Raw genomic sequence first — 15,959 nt, forward strand, 5'->3', positions numbered from 1 at the left:
TATTTGGTCTAATGCTTATTTATCGGGATGTCATTCATAATGGATATGTCTTTCTCGAGTTGCCCAGCCGCCATGCCCCGTCCGCCAGCCCCGGTCCCATCCGCTTCCGATCTCCATCCGGAGCCCAGCCCCTCAGCGCCGCGGCTGCAGCACCGCCATATCGAGGTGTTCCGCGCCGTCATGCTGGCCGGGGGCGTGACCGGCGCGGCGGGACTGCTGTTCAGCTCCCAGCCGACGGTGAGTCGCGATCTGGCCCGCATGGAGCAGCTGCTGGGCTACCCGCTGTTTGAGCGGGTGCAAGGCAGGCTGCGGCCCAATGCACGCGCCTTGGCGCTATGGGAAGAGGTGCAGCGCAGCTGGCAGGGGCTCGACCGGGTGATTGACCGGGCAGTGGCCCTGTCGCGCCCGCAGGCGGCGCGTATCAGTGTGCTGAGCATGCCTGCGCTCAGCCATGCGCTGCTGCCGGCGGCGCTGGCGCGCATGCAGCAGGCGCAAGGGCCGGTGGCGGTCAGTGTTGCCACCCAGGAGGCGCCGCTGTTGCAGCAGTGGATGGCCGCCCAGCGCTATGACCTGGGGCTGACCGAGCAGGGCGAGGCGCCAGCGGGCACGCGCGCTGTGGCGCTGCCGGCGGTCGATGAGGTGGCCGTGCTGCCCGCAGGCCACCCGCTGGCGCGCAAGAAGCGGCTGCAGCCCGCCGACTTCGCGGGCCAGGCCTTTATCAGCCTGGCCGAGGGCGATCCTTACCGCATCCAGATCGACCAGGTGTTTGCCGATGCCGGCGTGGGCCGGCAGATGCTGCTGGAGACGCACAGCGCAGTGGCGGTATGCGCGATGGTGCAAAACGGTCTGGGCCTGGCGATCGTGAACCCCTTCACCGCGCAGGCCTGCATGGGCCAGGGCCTGGTGCAGCGGCCGCTGGCTTTTTCGATTCCGTTCCGCACCCAGGTGCTGCTGCCGCTGCACCGGGCAGCGGTCCCCGAAGTCGATGCCTTGCTGACCGCGCTGGCCCAGGCTGCAGCCAGCCTGCCGGCCTACAATGCGCAGCATGCCGGGCCGCAGTGATAGGCCGGTGATCTGACCCAGGAGAAATGCCCCATGTCCCGTGCCCCGCTTCGCTCTCTCGCCCGTCCGCTGTGCGCCAGCGCCTTGCTGCTGGCGCTGCTGTCCGGCTGCGCCAGCACCGGCCGCAGCGCGGCCCAGACCGCGCAGGCCGCGCCGCCGGTCCAGGTCAAGGTGTTTGTCGCGGCCATGTTCGAGATCGGTGCCAACACCGGTGACCGGGCCGGTGAGTTCCAGCACTGGTATGAGCGCTATTTCCGCGATGCCCGGCCTATCCAGGTGCCCGGCGCGCTGGGGCCGGTGTTCTGCAATGCCGATGGGGTTTGCGGCAGTGTGCTGGGCATGGGCAAGGTCAATGCCTCGGCGTCGATGCAGGCCATCGTGCTGAACCCGCAGTTCAATTTTGACCGAGCCTACTATGTGATCAGCGGCGTGGCCGGCACCCCGCCTTCGCGCGGCACCATTGGCGATGTGACCTGGGGCAGCTGGCTGGTTGACTACGACCTGGGCCACCGCTGGGCGCCCGAAGAGGGCCAGGCCGGTGCGCCAGTGTTCATGCCACGCAAGGGCTATGAAGACTACCGCCGCTTTGCGCTGAACCCGGCCCTGACCCAGGCCGCCTATGCGATGAGCCGCGCCGTGCCGCTGCAGGACAGCGATGCAGCCCAGCGCTACCGCTTGCGCTACCCCGATGCGGCCGCGCGCAAGGCGCCCAGCGTGCATGTGGGCACGCACATGACGGGCGCCACCTTCTTCCACGGCCCTGGCCTGTCCCAAGAGGCGCAGTACATTGCCAAGCTCTACGGTGCGGACGACTATGTCGCCACCGAGATGGAGGCCGCCGCCATTGCGCTGGTCTTGAAGCGCAGCCATGGCACGGACCGCGTTCTGAGCCTGCGCGGCTCGGTCAATTTTGACCAGGGCAACCCGCAGGAAACCACCCAGGCCCACCTGGACCCCAAGCCCGGCGAAACCGCGGGCGGCTTTGCCGAGACGGTGGCCAATGTGGCGGCCGTCGGCGGCGTCTTTGTCGACACCGTCGTCAAGGACTGGCCGCAATGGAAGGATGGCGTGCCGGCCCAGCGCTGATCAGAGCGGGGTTGAGCTGGATTGAGCTGGGCTGAGCGCCCCGGCCCGGCCCGGTACCGCAGGCCCCCCATGCACTTGGGGGGCCTTTTTTTGTGCTTATTTCCAGGGCTGGCTCAGGATGGACGCCAGGCTCTTGACGCCATCGAAGTAGTTGCCCAGGCGCATGTTCTCGTTCTTGCTGTGCTGGTTGTTGTCGGCATTGACCATGGGCACGATCACAAAGGGCACCTTGAGCGCCTGCACCGCTGCGCCGGTGGGGACCGTGCCGCCCATCATGCGGATCTGCACAGGGGCCTGGCCCCATGCCTGCTGCATGCCTTGGCGCAGCCAGTCGCCAATGGGAGCGTTCAGATCGGTGCGCACGGCGCTGGACGAGGCCGACACGCCGCCCATCTTCAGGCTGGCGAGCTTGGGGTGTTGGGCGCGCTGCTCGGCGCTGGGCTCGCCCTCGATCAAGGTAAAGCCCTGGCCTTCGATATGGGTCTTGAGCAGCTGCAGCAGGCGCTCGGGTGGGGTCTCGGGGACCGTGCGCAGGTCCAGCTCGGCAATCGCCTGGGCGGGCACCACGGTGCGGGCCTTGGCGCCTACATCGGCGCTTTGCAGGCCGCGTACATTGAGCGAGGGGTACTGCATCGACTCCTGGTAGTTGTTGCCCACCTTCTCGGCCTGGGCAATGCCCAGGCGCTTGCGCAGCGCGACTTCGTCATCGGGCACGGCCTGCATCACGGCCTGGGTGGGGGCATCAAAGCGGATGCCGTCGTAGTAGCCCTTGACGAGCACGCGGCCATCGGGCGCCTTCATCGAGGCGAGCAGCTGCGCCATCGTGAACGCGGGGTTGGCGGCATAGTTGCCATAGTGGCCGCTGTGCAGATCCTGGCTCGGGCCATAGATGGTCAAGGTGGCCTGGGCCACGCCCCGGTTGCCAAATACCAGGGTCGGGCGGTTGCTGGCATGCATGGGGCCATCGAGCACCAGCAGTGCATCGGCCTTCAAGGCATCCAGGTTCGCATTGATGACACCGCCCAGCGATGGCGAGCCCTTTTCCTCTTCGGAGTCGAGCAGGATCTTGATATTGGTGCTGGGCGCCAGGCCCTGCTGCTTCAGCGCATCGAGGGCGGCCATCAGCATGATGATGGGGGCCTTGTCATCGGACGAGGAGCGGCCAAACACACGCCACTCGGGGTTGGGCTCGGCGCCGTAGAGCTGGTCGAGCGCAATCTCTTTCCAGGATCCATCGGCCTGGCGTTCCTTGAGCACCGGCTTCCAGGGGCTCTCCTGCTGCCATTCGGCCGGCGTCACCGCCTGGCCATCCATATGGGCGTAGAACAGCACCGTCTTGGTGGCGCCGGGCACGGGCGGCAGGGTGGCCAGCACCATGGGCTTGCCCTGGTTGGGGAGCAGCTGGGTCTGGAAGCCGCGCTTGTCCAGCGCCGCCTTGAACCACTGCGCATTCTTCTCGATGTCGGCCGCCACATTCGAGTCATTGGGCAGCGCCAGCACCTCGATCCATTCGCGCAGGCTGGCGCTGCTGGCCTTTTGCACGCTGGCATCCGAGGGGGCAGCGGCCTGTGCCAGGCCGGCGGCGCACAGCGCAGCGCTGAGCAGGGTGAGGGTCGAGAACTTCATGCAAGGGCTCCGTCAGAGATAAAAAAACAGCTTGGTCTGGAGTATGTCCGAGTGCGCGTTCACCCACGGGGGCGCAGGCGGGCGCATTGTCGCCAGGGCGCCAATCGCTCAGTGTGCCGTGCGCAGGCGTTCGTATTGTGCGATCAGCCCGTCAAAGGACTGCTGCAGCGCCTGCAGCGGCGGCGCGCCACCGGGCCAGGCCTCCAGCTGCTGCAGCGCCAGCGCGGCGGCCTCCAGGGTCGACAATTGGCCCGCGCGCGGCGCCTTGCGGATGCGGTAGCCGGCCGGCCCGGTGTCCGTCAGCGCCAGGCGGGGCAACTGGGCCAGCAGCGGGTTGGCGTAAAGCATCTTGCGGCTTTTGCGCCAAGTGCCATCGATCAGTACCAGGCGCCGAATGCCTGCTGGCGCATCGCTGCCCGCCGCCGTGCTCAAGGCGGCGGGCTGGTCGGGCGTCTGGGGGTAGAGCAGCAGCGTTTGCTGCGGTGCCTGCGCGCCCGGCCAGGGGCCATGCAGCCATTGCTGCAGCTGCACTGGGTCAAAGGCCTCGCCCACTACCAGCTGGCTGCCCGGCAGGCACAGGTGCAGCAGGCGCGCGGTGCCCTTTGCCTCTTGCAGCTCCAGCGGGTGTTGCAGGATCAGCACCTGGGTGGCAGCCTGCACCGGTTGCGCCAGCGCGCAGATGCAGGCGCTTAGCGGACGCAGGCAGTTGGGGCATTGGGCGCGGCGCGGGGCGGAGGGCACAGGTGTGGCGTGAGAAGCGGACAAGATGGCTATTGTGCTGCAAGGACAAGGCCAGGCCGCTATGCTGGCGCCCCTATGACAGCGCACAAGCCCTTTTCTGCCCGCATCGACATGGGCCAGCCTTTGTCTGGCGAACGGGAGCGCCTGCGCCTGAGCCTGACGGGTCCCGACCGCGTGCTGGAGGCGCAGGATGCGCCATCGTTGCGCGCCTTGCTGGATGCTGTGGAGCAGGCCGCGCGCGCCGGGGCCTGCTGCGTCGGTGGTCTGCGCTATGAGGCCGCCACCGCGCTGAACCCCTATTTGCCCACACAGGCAGCGCTCAGCGGCGAGCCCCTGGCCTGGTTTGCGGTGTGGGATGCGCCAGCTGCTGACATCGCGCAGCTGCCTGAGGCACAGACGCCTGCCGTGCAGGTGCAATGGCGCAGCACGCTCGCCCGCCCGCAGTTCGATATGCAGATGGCACGCATCCATGCCGATATCCGCGACGGCGCTTATTACCAGATCAACTACACCCAGCAGCTGCAAGGCGATAGCGCCTTGCCTGGCGGCGGCGATGTGGACGGCGCCGCGCTGTTTGCCGCGCTGCAGCAGGCCCAGCCCGGTGGCTATGCGCTGCATATCGACCGGGGTGAGGAGCAACTGCTGTCGGTGTCGCCCGAGCTGTTTTTCGACTGGCATCAGCCGGAGGCGGGCGCAGGCGACATCCTCACCCGCCCGATGAAGGGTACCGCCGCACGGGGCGCCAGCCCCGCGCAGGACGAGGCCCAGGCCCAGGCCTTGCGCGCATCGGCCAAGGAGCGCGCCGAGAACGTGATGGTGGTCGACCTGCTGCGCAATGATCTGGCGCGCATCGCCGAGCTGGGCAGTGTGCAGGTACCCCAGCTGTTTGCGCTGCAGGCCCTTCCCACCGTCTGGCAGATGACCTCGGACGTGCGTGCCCGCCTGCCCCAGGGCACCGGCCTGGTCGATGTGCTGCAGGCCTTGTTTCCCTGTGGCTCGGTCACCGGCGCGCCCAAGCGGGCGGCGATGCAGGCGATTGCTGTGTTGGAGACGGAGCCACGCGGCTGGTACTGTGGCGCGCTGGGCGTGGTGCGCTCCGATGGCGCAGAGGGCATACGCGCTACTTTCAATGTACCGATCCGCACCGTGGCCTTGCGCGGCACGCAACTGCAATGCGGTATTGGCAGCGGCATCACTGCCGATGCGACGGCCGACGGTGAGTGGCGCGAATGGATGCACAAGCGCGCTTTTCTGGAGCGGGCCAGCATGCCCTTTAGCCTGATCGAGACCTTGGCGCTGGACGGTGGCCAGCTGCGCCATGCCGCGCTGCACCTGGAGCGCATGGCCGCTGCGGCCGCGCATTTTGGCTACCGCTGGGATGCGGTGGCCGCGCAAGCGGCTTTGGACGCGCTGGCTGCATCCCACCCGCAAGGCCTGTGGCGCCTGCGCTTGCTGCTTGATGCCCAGGGCACTTTCCAGGCCGAAGCCTTTGCATGCCCGCCATCGCCCGCGCAGGTGGTGCTGCAATGGGCGCCTGCGCCACTGGCCGAGGCGCATGGCGAGTTTGTGCGCTTCAAGACCAGCCGCCGCGCGCACTATGAGCGCTGGGCGCCGCAGGACAGCAGCGTGTTTGACACCCTGCTGTGGAACGAGGCTGGCGAGATCACCGAGACCACCCGGGGCAATATCGCCATGCAACTCGATGGCCGCTGGGTCACCCCCGCGCTGCATTGCGGCTTGTTGCCCGGTGTAGGGCGCCGCCTGGCGCTGGAGGCGGGTCAGGTGGTGGAAGCGGTGGTAACACTGAGCGATGCGCCGCGTGTTGAGGCCTGGGCTTTTCTCAACAGCCTGCGCGGCTGGATACCGGCTCGGGTGTTGGGTGAGGCGCCGGTGGGGCCGCAGGCCGGAATGGCTGGCTGAGCCCGGCAAAAAGGCCGGTGCCTGCAGAATCACAGCATGTCGCCACCGTGACGAATGGGCCAGAGGCCCAGGGTTTTTTTGCCGCACGCTACCATGGAGGCTGTTTAGCAACCCTTCGGATTTTATGCCCGACAACCCGGACCCTGAGCCTCTCCCGTGTGCGACCACGCTGTCGCTGTTCTTTCGTTCTAGCCCCAGTACACCGCTGACGGTGTCTCTGCCCGTTGAAGGGAGCGCCGCATGATCGAGCTGCTCTCCGACCCGCAGATATGGATTGGTCTTCTCACCTTGGTGGTGCTGGAGATCGTTCTGGGCATCGACAATCTCATCTTTATCGCGATCCTGGCCGACAAGCTGCCGCCCCACCAGCGGGACAAGGCGCGTGTCATCGGCCTGTCGCTGGCCCTGGTGATGCGCCTGGGGCTGCTCACCGCCATCTCCTGGCTGGTCACGCTCACGCAACCGCTGTTTTCCGTCGGGCCGCTCAGTTTTTCGGGGCGCGACCTGATCTTGCTGCTGGGCGGTTTGTTCCTGCTGTTCAAGGCCACGACCGAGCTGCATGAGCGCATGGAAGGCGTGAGCATGAGCAAGTCCAGCAGCACGGTCTACGCCAGCTTCTCGGCCGTGGTCGCGCAGATCGTGGTGCTCGATGCGGTCTTCTCGCTCGACGCGGTAATCACGGCCGTGGGCATGGTCAACAACCTGGGCGTGATGATGGCAGCGGTCATCATCTCGATCGGTGTGATGCTGTTTGCCTCCAAGCCGCTGACCCGCTTTGTCAATGCGCACCCGACCATCGTCATTCTCTGCCTGAGCTTCCTGCTGATGATCGGCTTCAGCCTCGTGGCCGAAGGCCTGGGCTTCCATGTGCCCAAGGGCTATCTGTACGCCGCCATTGGTTTCTCGATCCTGATCGAGACCTTCAACCAGGTGTCCTCGCGCAACGCGATCCGCCATGAGCAGCGCGTGCCGCTGCGCGAGCGCACGGCCCTCAAGGTGTTGTCGCTGATGGCCGGGCGCAGTGGCAATGCCCAGGCCGAGCATGCGCAGGACGACCCGGCCGCCGCCGAGGCCGAGCTGACCTTTGCGCCCGAAGAGCGCATCATGGTGAGCGGCGTGCTGGCGCTGGCAGACCGCAAGGTGCGCTCGATCATGACGCCAGTCTCGGACGTGGACTGGGTTGATTTGGATGACGATGCCGAGGCCATCCAGCGCTCGCTCGCTGACAATCCGCACAGCCATTTGCCGGTGTGCCTGGGCCATGTGGACCAGCTCCAGGGGGTGGCGCGCGCCAAGGACATGCTGATGGACCTGATGCGGCATGGCGCCATCCAGCCGGCCACCATCCGCAAGCCGCTGATGGTGCCCGAGGGGGCTGGCGTCATCGCGCTGATCAACGACCTGCGCCAGTCCAAGGGCCATATGGTCATCGTGATCAACGAGTTCCATGTGATGAGCGGCGTGGTGACGCCCGTCGATGTGCTCGAGGCGATTGCCGGCGAGTTTCCCGACGAGGACGAGAGCTTCACGATCCAGGCGGTGGACGGGGAGCCCGACACCTGGATTGCCAGCGGCGCAGCCGATGTGCACATGGTGCAGCAGCTGCTGGGCTCCAGTGAGCTGGTGTCGTCGGCCGATGCCTTCACCACCTTGGGCGGGTTGCTCACCGAGTTCAACGGCGCGCTGCCCCAGCAAGGCGATGTGGTGGTGATCGATGGCTGGCAGTTTTCCGTCACCGAGGCCACCGATGGCGTGATGCGCAAGATCCGCATCGAGAAGGAAAACAAGGGCCAGATGCCTCTGGAGCACTGACCCCTGCGTAGGCGGCTGCCTGGCACCGCCTCTGCATGAATAAGGCCTGCCGTCTTCAGAGAGACGGCAGGCCTTTGTATTGGCGGTGCCGCGAAGCTCGCGGCCCCTGAAGGCTGCTTACAGCGTGCCCTTGTAGTACGCCCCCCGGTCCATGTCGACAATGTCCACGCTCAGCTGCACCAGCATGCCTTCGGGGTGGGGCGTGAACTCGCGCAGCACCGCGCCGATGCGGTCGGACAGGTCACGCTTGGCCTCGGGCGTGCGGCCGGCCAGCAGGCGCAGCTCGGCATGCACAAAGCCGCGCAGGGCGGTGGGGTCGGCGCCAATGACGAACTGCTCGGTGCGCACGGTGCGGCTCTTGAGGTCCTGCTCGTTTTGCACCTGGCCGCTGGCGATGACGGCGGCGTTGAGGGCATCGAGCAGATGGGCCTCGGGAAAGTTCTCCAGGTTGCTGGTGTATTCGATGACGAGATGCGGCATGGTGTGTCTCCGATGGAATAAAGGGCAGTGAAAAGGGGCTTGGGCAGCGGCTCGGTCCGATCCCGCCGTGCTAGACGGGCGTATAGGACAGCCGCACATAGATGGGCGCAAAGGCTTCTGCCTGGGTGATCTCGATCAGCGTTTCCTTGGCCAGCTCCAGCAGCGCGATGAAGGTCACCACCAGCACGGTGCTGCCTTTTTCCGGCTCGAAGATGTCCTCGAACTCAACAAAGCGCCGCCCTTGCAGTCGCTTGAGGATCGCGCTCATGTACTCGCGCACCGAGAGCTCCTCGCGGGTGATCTTGTGGGTCTGCACCAGCTTGGCGCGTTTGAGGATGTCGCGCCAGGCCTCTTGCAGCTCGGACATCTCCACATCGGGAAAGCGCGGCTGCAGCGCCTGCTCGATAAAGACCTGGGCCTTGATGAAGTCGCGCCCATACTGCGGCACGGCACCCAGGCCCTGGGCGGCGAGCTTCATCTGCTCGTACTCCAGCAGGCGGCGCACCAACTCGGCACGCGGGTCTTCGGCTTCTTCGCCCTCGGCCTGCTTTTTGGGCGGCAGCAGCATGCGCGACTTGATCTCGATCAGCATCGCGGCCATCAGCAGGTACTCGGCGGCCAGCTCCAGGTTGCGGCTGCGGATCTCGTCGACATAGCTCAGGTACTGGCGGGTGACGCTCAGCATCGGGATGTCGAGGATGTTGAAGTTCTGCTTGCGGATCAGGTAGAGCAGCAAGTCCAGCGGGCCTTCAAACGCCTCCAGGAACACCTCCAGCGCATCGGGCGGGATGTACAGGTCGGTGGGCATGGCAAACAGCGGCTCGCCGTAGAGCCGCGCGAGCGCGACCTGATCCACCACCTCGGGCATGGCGGCAGCCCCAGCGGCGGGGCGCACGTCGTCCTCAGCCTGGGTCAGGTTGCCGGGTGTTGCCATGCGCGGGGGCTATGCGGGATCGAAAGCCGCTGCGGGCCAGGCGGCCGGCAGCGGGCAGGGCGATCAATCGTGGTTGGTTTGGTACACGTAGGGCTTTTGCGCCACACGTGCGGTTTGGTACTCGGCTTGCTGCTGGCGGTCCAGATCCTTGTCCCAGAGCAGGGCACGGCCTTCGCGCTGGCCTTGTTCCAGCTCGGGCTTGTCGGCCTTGAGCTTGAGCAGGAACTGGGTGGTGTCGGATTGGTAGTCGGGGCGGCGGAAGAAAGACATAGCGTATATTTACCTCTTGTGCCTGGATTCTACCGAACCTGACCATGTCCTTCTTCACCAAGCTTGCAATCGCCACCTCTGCGCTGGCCGTTTCCGTGTTTTTGGCGGGCTGCGACCAGCAGCGCATCAAGGAACTGGAAGAGCACGTCTCCACCGAGCAGGACGTGCGCGACCGCTTTGGTGAGCCCAACCAGATCTGGGACGAGGCCGATGGCTCGCACACGCTGGAGTACACGCGCCAGCCCGCCGGTGCGCAGAACTACATGATCACCATTGGCACCGACGGCAAGATGAGCGCGCTGCGCCAGGTGCTGGCCCCTGCCTACTTTGCCAAGGTGCAGCCGGGCATGGATCAGCAGCAGATCCGCCGCCTGCTGGGCCAGCCGGCCAAGCGCACCAGCTATCCGCTGAAGAACGAGGCCGAATGGGACTGGGGCTGGATCGACCCGCCCAGCACCAAGATGCTGTTCACCGTGGTGTTCGACGCCCAGGGCAAGGTGCTGCGCAGCAACAGCACCCAGGTGGTGAATAGCCGCTGAGCGCTGCCTTCATTTGCACTGAAGGGCCCTGAACTGTTGCGGATATGCCTAACCGTAACGGGCTGAAACTCTTTAAAATTCGGGTTTATACCTAGCATTACCCATGCCAGGCAGCCCCGCGCACCACCCTTGTGCGGGCATGAAACTTGCTGTCAACCCGACATGTCCTCACCGCTATCCCGCCCTGATGGCCCCACGGCCCTGCCTGGCCCTGTCGCCGCTGCGCCCGCGTCGCTTGGCCCTGCGCTGCGCCATGGCCGCTTTGAAGATGCACAGGCGCTGTTCACCGGCTCGCTGTTTGTTTCGATCACCCTGGGGCTGTTTGCGCAGGCCGGGCTGCTGACGGGCAGCACGGCAGGCTTGGCGTTCTTGCTGCACTACGCCACAGGCCTGCCGTTTGGCGCGATTTTCTTTGCGATCAATCTGCCCTTTTACTGGTTCGCCTGGACGCGCATGGGGCCGGAGTTCACGATCAAGACCTTTGTCTCGGTGGCGCTGCTGGCGCTGCTGGTCGATATCGGGCCGCGCTTTATCCATATCGATTACCTCAACCCGCTGTATGCCGCGATTGCCGGAGGCCTGTTGATGGGCACCGGTTGCCTCTTCCTGGCGCGCCACCGCTCCAGCCTGGGCGGCGCCACCATCGTGTCGCTCTACCTGCAGGACCGCTATGGCATCCGCGCCGGCAAGGTGCAGATGGTCATCGACTGCACGGTCGTGCTGCTGGCGCTGTGGGTCGTGCCCCTCGAGCGCGTGGCGTACTCGGTGCTGGCCGCCATCGTGATGAGCGTGTTCCTGTGGATCAGCCACCGGCCCGGGCGCTATGCCGGTAACTGACCCGGCCTGAGCCCGCGCCATTCAGGGCCCGCTGGGGATGGCTCTTTCTGGGGGCATGGCCGGTGGCGCTGGCTGTGTGGGTGCTGGCAGCGGCTGGGCCTGCTGCTGCGGCGGGAAGGTCTCGCCCGGCTTGGGCTCCCGGTAGCGCACGGTGATGCCGCTGTTGTCCTGCTCCTCGCCGGTGGCCATGTCATAGGCCTTGCCGACGCCTTTGCCCACCACCTTGGCCGTGCCCACAGCTGCATCGGCCGCCAGCCCCACGGCAGTGGCGGTCACGCTGACGGCAGCGGCGCCCACGGTCACCACGCTGCAGCCGCCCAGCAGCGATGCGCAGATGCAGTAAAAAGCCCCTGCGGCTAGGGAGCGCAGGGGCTTGCAGCGGGGGCGGTCAGCAGCCATGCAGATCAATGGATGCGCATGCCGGGCAGCGCGCCGGGGAAGGGCTCGAGCACATAGATGCCGGGGTGGGCCTTCTCATCGGCGTGGCTGGCGGCCAGCACCATGCCTTCGGAGATGCCGAACTTCATCTTGCGCGGCGCCAGGTTGGCCACCAGCACGGTGAGCTTGCCTTGCAGCTGCTCTGGCGTGTACATGCTGCTGATGCCGCTGAACACATTGCGCATCTTCGGCTGGCCGTCATCGCCCTTTTCGCCGACATCCAGGGTCAGCTGCAGCAGCTTGGTCGAGCCTTCGACGGCCTTGCATTCGACAATCTTGGCGATGCGCAGGTCGATGCGGGCAAAGTCGTCAATGCCGATGGTCTCGGCCAATGGCTCGCCGCCGGGGGCGTTCGGGTCCACCACGGCCTCGGCTTTTTTGTCTGCCTTCTTGGCCTTGGCAGGCGCTGCAGCGGCGGCGGCCTTTTCCTGGCTGGCAGGGGTCTCGAACAGCGCCTCGAGCTGCAAGGGGTCCACGCGTTGCATCAAATGCTGGTAGATGCCAATCTGGTGGCCGGCGCCCAGCGCCTTGTCTACGTCGCCAAATTGCTCGGGCGGCACGATCAGGAAGTTCGCCACTTCGGCGGCGACGCCCGGCAGCATCGGCTTGAGGTAGATGGTCAGGATGCGAAAGGCCTCGATGCAGACCGTGCACACGTCGTGCAGGCGCGCCTGCATGTCGTCCTTCTTGGCCAGCTCCCAGGGCTTGTTGGCATCGACATAGCTGTTGACCTTGTCGCACAGCAGCATGATCTCGCGCGCGGCGCGGGCGGTGTCGCGCACCTCGTAGGCGGCCACAATCGCCTCCTTTTGCGCGCGCAGCACGGCCAGCAGCTCCTGGCCATCAGCGCTCACTTCGCCCAGGCGGCCTTCAAAGCGTTTGCTGATAAAGCCAGCGGCGCGCGAGGCGATGTTCACGTACTTGCCGATCAGGTCGGAGTTGACGCGCAGCATGAAGTCTTCGGCAGTGAAGTCGATGTCCTCGTTCTTGCCATTGAGCTTGGCGCCCAGGTAGTAGCGCAGCCACTCGGGGTTCATCTTGAGGGCCAGGTACTTGAGTGGGTCCAGGCCCGTGCCCCGGCTCTTGCTCATCTTCTCGCCGTTGTTCACCGTCAGGAAGCCATGCACGCAGATCTTGGTCGGGGTCTTGCGGCCGCTGAACTTCAGCATCGCCGGCCAGAACAGGGTGTGGAAGGTGATGATGTCCTTGCCGATGAAGTGGTACTGCTCGAGCGCCGGGTCGGCCATGTAGGCGTCGTAGTCTTCGCCGCGCTGGGCCAGCAGGTTCTTGAGCGACGCCAGGTAGCCCACAGGCGCATCCAGCCAGACGTAGAAGTACTTGCCCGGCGCATCGGGGATCTCGATGCCGAAGTAGGGCGCATCGCGCGAGATGTCCCAGTCGTCCAGGCCTTCGCTGGTCGAGCCATCGGGGTTGGTGCGCACGCCAAACCATTCCTTGATCTTGGCGGCCACCTCGGGCTGCACATGCTGGCCGTCCTGGGTCCAGCTGGTCAGGAACTCGACCGCGCGCGGGTCGGACAGCTTGAAGAAGAAATGCTCCGAGCTCTTCATCACCGGCTTGGCACCAGACAGCGCCGAGTAGGGATTGATCAGATCGGTGGGCGCATACACCGAGCTGCAGACCTCGCAGTTGTCGCCGTACTGGTCCTTGGCGTGGCAGCGCGGGCATTCGCCCTTGATGAAGCGGTCAGGCAGGAACATGTTCTTCTCAGGGTCGAAGAACTGCTCGATGGTGCGCGTCTCGATAAAGCCGGCTTTTTTCAGGTCCAGGTAGATCTGCTTGGACAGCTCGTGGTTCTCGGGGCTGTCGGTATTGCTCCAGTTGTCAAAACCGATGTGGAAGCCGTCGAGGTACTGCTTGCGGCCGGCGGCGATGTCGGCCACAAACTGCTGGGGCGTCTTGCCGGCTTTTTCGGCGGCAATCATGATGGGCGCGCCATGGGCGTCATCAGCACCGACAAAGTTGACCGCATTGCCCTGCATTCGCTGCGCACGCACCCAGGTATCGGCCTGGATGTACTCCATGATGTGGCCGATGTGGAAGTTGCCGTTCGCATACGGCAGGGCGGTGGGGACGAAAATCTTTCGTTGAGACATAGGGTTGCGGAACTTTCTAATCACAGAGAGGACGCAGGCCAGCGGCCGTTGCGGATTCTGGTCACAGGCAGGGCGGCGCGCGGCCAGCCCTCGCGCCCGCGGGCGCTCCAGAACCGAGCAATTCTAGGCGCTTACGGGGCCAGCTGGCGCGACCAGGGGTTTGGCGGGGCCGGTGGGGCGGCTGCCCCAGCCAAAAAAGGCACAGACCTCGTCGCGCCGGGCCATGGTGTCGGCTCGGCCCAGCGCCATCAGTGCCCGGGTGTAGCCCGGCTCGAACAGCAAATAGCTGGCCAGTGCTGCGCTGCCCACGTTCTGGCTGTGCATGGACACGCCCATCGCGCCCAGCAGCGTGCGCACCGGCGTAGGGAGCTCTTGCAGGTGGGCCAGCGCCAAAGCGTCCAGCGACTGCGACGGCGTGATTACCAGCAGGTCCAGCGGACGCAAGGCACTGCGGGCGCGCTCGGCCTCGGGGATCAGGCTCAAGGTGTGGTTGATGCGCTGGGCCCGCTCCACATCGACCGACAGCGCATCGAGAAAGATGGTGGACAGGGCGTGGCCGGCCACCTGCGCGAGCGAGGGGTACGGCGGGTGTTCGCCCTGGGGCAGGTTCAGCACCTCGTGTGAGCGGCCGACGCCGACGACAACGATGCGCTGGGCGCCCAGGTGCACGGCTGGGGCGAGCGGCGCGGTCTGGCGCATCGCACCATCGCCCAGGTAGTTGTACTGGCCGCGCAGCATCAGCTCGGCGGGCGCAAAGATGAAGGGGATGGACGAGGAGGCCATCAGGTGCTGGTGGCTGATGCGGTCCTGGATGGCGCGGCGCTGCGTGCGCGACCAGGCGGGCACATGCGGGCCGGCTTCATAGAAGGTGATGTGCTCGCCTGTGGTGTAGCTCGATGCGGTGATCGCCAGCGCCGACAGCTTGCCGCTGTGCAGCAGGTGCGGGATTTTCTCCAGCGGCAGCTCGGCCTTGAGCAGCTCCAGGAGCGGCGCGTTGTCCAGCAGCGAGCGCGGTTTGCTATGGTGCCAGCGCGTCAGCGCCCAGCCCAGCGTCAACAGGCTCAGCCAGCGCGCGCCGCTGCGCATCACGCCAAAGGCATCGGCACGGTAGACCTGGCTGGTGGAGAAATTGCGCCACACCCGCGAGAGGCGCTGCACGGCCAGGTCGAAATGGTCAGCGCCGCAGGCAAGACCTGCGGCATTGATCGCGCCGGCCGAGGTGCCAACCGCGATGGGAAAGGGCGTTGGTTCATGGTCGGCCCCGGCGTTCTGGCGCAGGCGCGAGAGCGCCTGCAGCACTCCCACCTGGTAGGCGGCACGCGCGCCGCCGCCGGAGAGCACGATGGCGGTGGCGGCGGAATGGGGGCTGTAGTGCAGAGCGGGCGACATGGCCTGCACCATAGCCGAAACTGCAGGCCTTCGCCAAGCGGCCCTGTCGCTCAATCGCTACTGCGGGCGCAGGCGGTGCAGCATCAGCGCGCCGCGCCCTTTTTCAGCAAGGTCGCCAGCTCCAGATTCTGCAGCAGCACGATTTTTTGGTCACGGGCAAACAGGCGGGCATTGTCGCTCAGCTCGCCTTGCAGCAGCACATAGACGCTGGCGGCGCCGGCCTGGCTGGCCGCGTCATGCAGCGCGCGCAGCGGCTCGATGCCGTGCACGCCGGCCTTGCTGCGCTTGGTCTGCACCAGGGTCGTCTGGCCGTTGCGCGCCAGCTGCAGATCGGCCGCGCCTTGCTGCACGGGGGTGACAGCGTAGCCCTCGGCCTGCCAGGCGCGGCTGAGCCAGGCCTGCAGATCGCGGCTGGACATGGCGCCAGCTTGCGCGAGCAGCGCCTCGGTGGCCGCAGCGCTGGGCTGGCTCCACTGGCGCTTGGCGGCCATGGCGCCGATCACGAGGAAAGGCAGGCTGCCGGCAGCGCCGACAAAGCGGATGTCCTTGGGCAGCAGCGCCAGGCACAGCACCACGATGATGGCTCCGACCACCACACTGATCCACCACGACGAGCGCAGCAAGATTGCAAACACGGAGTTCTCGGCCATTTTCAGTTTCACGGGTGCAGGTCTTTCAAGAGGTGCAGGGGCAAAAGCCCAGATTGTC

15 protein-coding genes are annotated in these 15,959 nt (G+C 66.1%); 6 read left to right on the forward strand and 9 right to left on the reverse strand.

Annotated features, from left to right (window positions below; genetic code table 11):
• The first annotated feature begins 72 nt into the window (after positions 1–72).
• Both DCO45_RS04585 and DCO45_RS04590 read left to right on the forward strand, forming a co-directional pair.
• Positions 73–1,062, forward strand: coding sequence for a LysR family transcriptional regulator (locus DCO45_RS04585; protein WP_116924721.1), 990 nt, complete (start codon positions 73–75; stop codon positions 1,060–1,062).
• A 33-nt stretch (positions 1,063–1,095) separates the two neighbouring features.
• Complete coding sequence (locus DCO45_RS04590; protein WP_116924722.1) at positions 1,096–2,148, forward strand: purine nucleoside permease; 1,053 nt, start codon at positions 1,096–1,098, stop codon at positions 2,146–2,148.
• A 96-nt stretch (positions 2,149–2,244) separates the two neighbouring features.
• Here the strand turns inward: DCO45_RS04590 and DCO45_RS04595 are convergent, their stop codons facing one another.
• Together DCO45_RS04595 and DCO45_RS04600 are read right to left on the reverse strand one after the other, a co-directional pair.
• Positions 2,245–3,774 (reverse strand): M20/M25/M40 family metallo-hydrolase, encoded by a 1,530-nt coding sequence (locus DCO45_RS04595; RefSeq protein WP_116924723.1) that lies wholly within the window; start codon positions 3,772–3,774, stop codon positions 2,245–2,247.
• A 108-nt stretch (positions 3,775–3,882) separates the two neighbouring features.
• Complete coding sequence (locus DCO45_RS04600; RefSeq protein WP_116924724.1) at positions 3,883–4,515, reverse strand: tRNA-uridine aminocarboxypropyltransferase; 633 nt, start codon at positions 4,513–4,515, stop codon at positions 3,883–3,885.
• Positions 4,516–4,590: 75 nt separating this feature from the next.
• On the opposite strand from DCO45_RS04600, the gene DCO45_RS04605 reads away from it, so the two are divergent.
• Positions 4,591–6,435, forward strand: coding sequence for a chorismate-binding protein (locus tag DCO45_RS04605; RefSeq protein ID WP_116924725.1), 1,845 nt, complete (start codon positions 4,591–4,593; stop codon positions 6,433–6,435).
• A gap of 243 nt (positions 6,436–6,678) precedes the next feature.
• Complete coding sequence (locus DCO45_RS04610) at positions 6,679–8,247, forward strand: transporter associated domain-containing protein (protein ID WP_116924912.1); 1,569 nt, start codon at positions 6,679–6,681, stop codon at positions 8,245–8,247.
• Positions 8,248–8,364: 117 nt separating this feature from the next.
• Here the strand turns inward: DCO45_RS04610 and DCO45_RS04615 are convergent, their stop codons facing one another.
• The 3 genes from DCO45_RS04615 to DCO45_RS04625 form a co-directional block, all read right to left on the reverse strand.
• Positions 8,365–8,727: a 5-carboxymethyl-2-hydroxymuconate Delta-isomerase gene (locus tag DCO45_RS04615; RefSeq protein ID WP_116924726.1), complete on the reverse strand. Its 363-nt coding sequence runs from the start codon at positions 8,725–8,727 to the stop codon at positions 8,365–8,367.
• Positions 8,728–8,797: 70 nt separating this feature from the next.
• Positions 8,798–9,595: a ScpA family protein gene (locus DCO45_RS04620; RefSeq protein WP_230775496.1), complete on the reverse strand. Its 798-nt coding sequence runs from the start codon at positions 9,593–9,595 to the stop codon at positions 8,798–8,800.
• 129 nt (positions 9,596–9,724) lie between these two features.
• Complete coding sequence (locus DCO45_RS04625) at positions 9,725–9,931, reverse strand: DUF3460 family protein (RefSeq protein WP_021026491.1); 207 nt, start codon at positions 9,929–9,931, stop codon at positions 9,725–9,727.
• A 44-nt stretch (positions 9,932–9,975) separates the two neighbouring features.
• On the opposite strand from DCO45_RS04625, the gene DCO45_RS04630 reads away from it, so the two are divergent.
• Together DCO45_RS04630 and DCO45_RS04635 are read left to right on the forward strand one after the other, a co-directional pair.
• Positions 9,976–10,470: an outer membrane protein assembly factor BamE gene (locus DCO45_RS04630; protein WP_116924728.1), complete on the forward strand. Its 495-nt coding sequence runs from the start codon at positions 9,976–9,978 to the stop codon at positions 10,468–10,470.
• 162 nt (positions 10,471–10,632) lie between these two features.
• Positions 10,633–11,307: a YitT family protein gene (locus DCO45_RS04635; RefSeq protein ID WP_116924729.1), complete on the forward strand. Its 675-nt coding sequence runs from the start codon at positions 10,633–10,635 to the stop codon at positions 11,305–11,307.
• Positions 11,308–11,328: 21 nt separating this feature from the next.
• Here DCO45_RS04635 and DCO45_RS04640 read toward each other — a convergent pair whose 3' ends face one another.
• From DCO45_RS04640 to DCO45_RS04655, 4 genes are all read right to left on the reverse strand, one after another.
• Positions 11,329–11,706, reverse strand: a complete 378-nt coding sequence (locus DCO45_RS04640; protein WP_116924913.1) for a hypothetical protein — start codon at positions 11,704–11,706, stop codon at positions 11,329–11,331.
• A 5-nt stretch (positions 11,707–11,711) separates the two neighbouring features.
• The gene (gene metG, locus DCO45_RS04645) at positions 11,712–13,862 is read right to left on the reverse strand and encodes a methionine--tRNA ligase (RefSeq protein ID WP_116924730.1); all 2,151 of its coding nucleotides are present in this window, start codon (positions 13,860–13,862) and stop codon (positions 11,712–11,714) included.
• Between the two features lie 123 nt (positions 13,863–13,985).
• Entirely contained in the window at positions 13,986–15,251 is a 1,266-nt protein-coding gene (locus tag DCO45_RS04650; RefSeq protein WP_116924914.1) for a patatin-like phospholipase family protein, read from the reverse strand.
• 83 nt (positions 15,252–15,334) lie between these two features.
• Complete coding sequence (locus DCO45_RS04655) at positions 15,335–15,913, reverse strand: restriction endonuclease (protein ID WP_116924731.1); 579 nt, start codon at positions 15,911–15,913, stop codon at positions 15,335–15,337.
• Positions 15,914–15,959: the final 46 nt, after the last annotated feature.

This window comes from Comamonas sp. JNW, from assembly GCF_003105075.1.
GTDB classification, from domain to species: Bacteria; Pseudomonadota; Gammaproteobacteria; order Burkholderiales; family Burkholderiaceae_C; genus Comamonas; species Comamonas squillarum.